The following is a 3,868-nucleotide window of genomic DNA, read 5'->3' on the forward strand; positions in this document are numbered from 1 at the left end:
GGCCGCACCCGAGCCGGCCGTCACCTCGACCGTCACCAGCGCGCCCGCGGGCGCGTCGCCCGCGACGCCGACCGTCACGTCGAACCCGGTCAGCGAGTCGCCCCGGACCGCGACGCGTGCGGCGTAGGTGCGGCCGCGGGCCTCCAGCCAGACGGGCTGCCAGATGCCGGAGGTGGGGGTGAACGAGACGCCGTCGTAGTCGTCGCGCGGGATGGAGCGCTGCTTGCCGTGCGGGATGGCGCGCTTGTCGGCGGGCGCGTGCACCTCGACCTCCAGCGTCCCGGTGGCACCGGGTGCGAGGACGCCGTCGAGGTCCACCTCGAACGGGGTGGACCCGCCGACGTGCTCGGCGACCTGGACGCCGTCGACCCGGACGACGGCGTGGTGGTGCACGGCGCCGAAGCACAGCACGGCGCGCGCCCCCGCCCAGGCGGCGGGAACGGTGATCGCCCGCCGGTACGTCGCGTGCTCCAGCCAGGTGCGCCCGACGCCGGAGGCCGCCGTCTCCCAGGCGAAGGGAACGGTGACCGGCACCGTGCCGCCGGGCACGTCGAGGTCCCACGTGCCGTCCAGGCTGGTCCAGCGGTCGGAGCGGTCACGGTCGGGTCGGGGGTAGGCGGGAGCGGCGGCGGGGCGCGGGAGAGCCGAGGTCATGTGTGTGTCTGCCTTTCAGGAATGCGGGGTTCAGCCCTTGACGCTTCCGGCGAGGATGCCGTTGATGAAGTGCCGCTGGAGCGCGATGAAGACGACGAGGAGCGGGACGAGGGCGATCGACGCGGCGGCGAGCAGCTCGCCGGTCACGGTGGCGTAGTCGGCACCGACGCGGTTGCCGGTGATGTTCTGCGCGAGGGTGGACAGGACCACCTGCAGCGTGGCCATCCGCTCGGAGCTCGCCGCCACCACGGGCCAGACGAAGTCGTTGTAGATGTTCATGACGGTCAGCACCGCCAGCCCGGCCAGTGCGGGCCGGATCACGGGCAGCACGATCCTGGTGAAGATGCCGAACTCGCCGCAGCCGTCGACGCGCGCGGCGTCCAGCAGCTCGTCAGGGACGTCCGCGATGACCTGGCGCATCCAGAAGATGGCGAACGCGTCGACGGCGCCGGGCAGCACCAGCGCCTGGTAGGTGTTGACCCAGCCCAGGGCCTTCATCTCCAGCAGCAGCGGGATGATCAGCACGATCGTGGGCAGCATGAGCGTGATCAGCACGGTGCCGAACAGCAGGTCGCGGCCCGGGAACCGGTACTTGGCGAAGGCGTACGCGGCCAGCGGGGCGCAGAACAGGGTGATGGTCCCCTTGGTGACCAGCACGACGGCGGTGTTGAGGAAGCCCTGGCCGATCGGTACGTCGGCGAACATCCGCCGGTAGTTCTCCAGCGTGAGCGCCGTCAGGTCCAGGCCCAGGGGGTCGCTGATGATCTGCGTGGCCGGCTTGAACGCCGAGACCAACGCCCAGGCGACCGGGGCCAGGAAGGCCAGGGCGAGCAGCAGCAGGAACGCCTGGGAGCCGACGGCGGCGGGCAGCCCGCGAGGGCTCGGCCGGGGCGGCCGGGTCGCCGCCACGCGGGTCCGGGCCGACCGGGTCCCGGACGGAGTGGGGGCGTGCGTGGTGGTCATGTCAGTCCTCCGTCCGCAGGAACCGGACGAACAGCAGGGAGAGGCCCATGACGACGACCACGAGCAGGAACGAGTTCGCCGCCCCGGTGCCGAGGTCGCCGCGGGTGATGTGCTCGTACAGGTGCAGACCCGCGGTCGTCGTCGAGTTGTAGGGGCCGCCGTCCGTCACCACGAACGGCTCGGCGAACATCTGGAACACGGCCAGCGTCTGGAGCACCACGGAGAACATCAGGGTGCGCCGCACGAGCGGCACCGTGATGCTCCAGAGCTGGCGCGTGCGGGAGGCGCCGTCGATCGAGGCGGCCTCGTAGACGCTCGCGTCGATCGACTGCAGGCCGGAGAGCAGGATGATCACGATGAAGCCCGTGGTCTTCCACAGGAACAGCAGCGCGAGGGTCGGCTTGGCCCATGCGCTGGTGGTGAGCCAGCCGACGTCGGGCAGACCGACGAGGTCGAGCAGGCCGTTGACCGCCCCGAACTCCTGGTCGAAGACGACCACCCAGATCTGGGCGACGGCCACGAGCGGCGTCACGAACGGCACCAGGAACGCGATCCGGTAGAAGGAGCGCATCCGGATCTTCGCGTTGTTCAGCAGCACCGCGACCAGCAGGCCGAGCACCACCTGGACCGGCACGATCATCAGCCAGAGCACCGCCGAGTTGGCCAGCGAGCCCCAGAACATGTCGTTGCCGAGCAGGTAGGCGTAGTTGTCCCAGCCGACCCACGTCGCCGCGCCGGAGCCGCGCCAGTCGGTGAAGCTCAGGCGCAGGGTGAACAGCATCGGGTAGACGCTGAACGCGACGAAGATCGCGACGAACGGCAGCACGAACACGTAGGGCGCGACCTTGCGGGGCAGCCAGGGCCGCAGCAGCGGCCGGCCCTGGCCGCCCCGGACGCGCTCCGGGCTGACGAGCGTGCTCACTGCCGGTCGACGAGGTTCGTCTGGATGTCGGCGGTCGACTGCTCGATGACCTCGTCGGGGGTCATGTCGCCGTCGTACATCCGCTGGACGTTCGTGCCGAGGTAGTCGACCGCGCCGGTCCACCAGGTCGGGGCGGGCGCCCCGCCGGGAATCTGCGCGCCGGCCTCGACCGCGGTGGTCCACAGGTCCTGCCCGCCGAGCCCCTCGACCGGGCCGAACAGCGGCTTGGCCGGGTCCGCCGCCGGACCGTACGCCGGGATCGACGTCGCCAAGCCGTTCGGGTAGGTGTCGTTCTCGCCCCAGACGGCGCTGTAGCCGTCCTCGTGGAACATCAGGAACTCGTAGAACAGCCAGGCCAGGTCCGAGTTCTCGCCGTCCTTCGGCAGCACGAAGGACGAGCCGCCCATGGCGCCGGAGCGCGCCCCGCCGTCCTCCCACGCGGGCAGCGGCATGGCGCGCCAGTCGCCGCTGGTCTTCGTGAGCTGCTGTTCGGGGGCGAAGCTGAACCAGATGGCCCAGGGATAGAACACCTGGTCGCCGGACTCCAGGGCGCCGACGTCGGTGGGCGACAGGTACTCCGCGCGGGTGCCGAGGCCCTCCTGGTTGACGGTGTCGAGCCAGCCGAGCACCTGCCGGTACTCGTCGGAGTCGAGGCGCAGCTCGCCGTTCTCGTCGGCGAGCGCCGTACCGAGCTGGCTCGCGTACATCTCGAGCTGGAGCTGGCCCAGGAACGGGCTCTGCTCCAGGTGGATCGGCTTCGACCCCGGCACGGCCTCCTGGTACTCGCGGGCCGCCGCCAGCAGGTCGTCGTAGGTCTCGATGGTCGTCACGTCGACCCCGGCGTCGGACAGCGCCTTCTCGTTGTAGAACAGCAGGCCCGGGTCCAGGTCGAACGGCACGCCGTAGATCGCGCCGCCCTGCGAGTTGACGTCGATCTTCTGCGGGGCGATGTCGTCCGTGTACGGGGCAAGCACGTCGGTGAGGTCCCAGAGGTGGTCGGAGAAGCCGGCCACCTTGGCGTCGTCGAGGAACACGCCGTCGGGCACGTCGGCCCCGGTGATCAGGGTGTTCTGCAGCTTGGCGTCGATGTCCACGGCCTCGTGGCGCACCGTGACGTCGGGGTAGACCTCGTTGAAGTCGTCGATGACGGCCTCGAACACGTTGAACAGGTCGCCGGACCGGTCCCAGATGGTGATCTCGCCCTGGGGCGACTCCTCGGCGGGGGCCTGGAGGCGGTCGGCGGACGCCGCGGCGTCGTCCGGGCCGGCCTCCCCGCTCGTGATGGCGGGGCCGCACGCGGCGAGCGTGACCGCCAGGGTCAGGGCCCCG

The 3,868-nt window shown here is 71.0% G+C and carries 4 protein-coding genes; all 4 read right to left on the reverse strand.

Going from position 1 to position 3,868, the window contains the following annotated elements:
• Nucleotides 1–654, reverse strand: a 654-nt coding sequence (locus PROKR_RS20785) for a sugar-binding domain-containing protein (RefSeq protein ID WP_036966773.1), incomplete at its 3' end; no start/stop codon positions are given.
• Nucleotides 655–684: 30 nt separating this feature from the next.
• On the reverse strand, nucleotides 685–1,617 hold the full coding sequence (locus tag PROKR_RS20790) for a carbohydrate ABC transporter permease (protein WP_084800571.1): 933 nt from the start codon (nucleotides 1,615–1,617) through the stop codon (nucleotides 685–687).
• Nucleotide 1,618: 1 nt separating this feature from the next.
• On the reverse strand, nucleotides 1,619–2,539 hold the full coding sequence (locus tag PROKR_RS20795; protein WP_051433200.1) for a carbohydrate ABC transporter permease: 921 nt from the start codon (nucleotides 2,537–2,539) through the stop codon (nucleotides 1,619–1,621).
• Nucleotides 2,536–3,868: ABC transporter substrate-binding protein (locus PROKR_RS20800; protein WP_051433201.1), on the reverse strand; the 1,333-nt coding region annotated here is incomplete at its 5' end. The genes PROKR_RS20795 and PROKR_RS20800, both read right to left, overlap by 4 nt.

It is taken from the genome of Promicromonospora kroppenstedtii DSM 19349 (genome assembly GCF_000515355.1).
In the GTDB taxonomy this organism is placed as follows: domain Bacteria; phylum Actinomycetota; class Actinomycetes; order Actinomycetales; family Cellulomonadaceae; genus Promicromonospora; species Promicromonospora kroppenstedtii.